The organism is Kitasatospora sp. NPDC057595 (assembly GCF_042800875.1).
Classification (GTDB): Bacteria; Actinomycetota; Actinomycetes; order Streptomycetales; family Streptomycetaceae; genus Kitasatospora.
In genome coordinates, this window is the sequence record NZ_JBHVGL010000081.1 from 1 (window position 1) to 1,091 (window position 1,091).

The 1,091-nt window shown below is 56.6% G+C and carries 1 rRNA gene; it reads left to right on the top strand.

Annotated features, from left to right (window positions below):
- Positions 1–1,091: ribosomal RNA gene (locus ACFU9E_RS35610) — 23S ribosomal RNA — on the top strand; the annotation flags it as partial.

Here is a 1,091-nt window from a genome sequence, read left to right on the forward strand (position 1 = left end):
CCCAAGTAGCACGGGGCCCGAGAAATCCCGTGTGAATCTGGCGGGACCACCCGCTAAGCCTAAATATTCCCTGGTGACCGATAGCGGATAGTACCGTGAGGGAATGGTGAAAAGTACCGCGGGAGCGGAGTGAAATAGTACCTGAAACCGTGTGCCTACAAGCCGTGGGAGCGTCGTCAGTCAGCTTGCTGGCTGGCCGTGACTGCGTGCCTTTTGAAGAATGAGCCTGCGAGTTTGCGGTGTGTAGCGAGGTTAACCCGTGTGGGGTAGCCGTAGCGAAAGCGAGTCCGAATAGGGCGGTTGAGTTGCATGCCCAAGACCCGAAGCGGAGTGATCTAGCCATGGGCAGGTTGAAGCGGAGGTAAGACTTCGTGGAGGACCGAACCCACCAGGGTTGAAAACCTGGGGGATGACCTGTGGTTAGGGGTGAAAGGCCAATCAAACTCCGTGATAGCTGGTTCTCCCCGAAATGCATTTAGGTGCAGCGTCACGTGTTTCTTGCCGGAGGTAGAGCACTGGATAGGCGATGGGCCTTACCGGGTTACTGACCTTAGCCAAACTCCGAATGCCGGTAAGTGAGAGCGTGGCAGTGAGACTGTGGGGGATAAGCTCCATGGTCGAGAGGGAAACAGCCCAGAACACCGACTAAGGTCCCTAAGCGTGTGCTAAGTGGGAAAGGATGTGGAGTCGCAGAGACAACCAGGAGGTTGGCTTAGAAGCAGCCACCCTTGAAAGAGTGCGTAATAGCTCACTGGTCAAGTGATTCCGCGCCGACAATGTAGCGGGGCTCAAGCACATCACCGAAGTCGTGTCATTGCAGCATATAGGGCCAACGCCTGCTGTGATGGGTAGGGGAGCGTCGTGTGCCGGGTGAAGCGGCGGTGGAAACCAGTCGTGGACGGTATACGAGTGAGAATGCAGGCATGAGTAGCGATACAAGAGTGGGAAACTCTTGCGCCGATTGACCAAGGGTTCCTGGGTCAAGCTGATCTGCCCAGGGTAAGTCGGGACCTAAGGCGAGGCCGACAGGCGTAGTCGATGGACAACGGGTTGATATTCCCGTACCCGCTTTGAAGCGCCAACGCTGAACC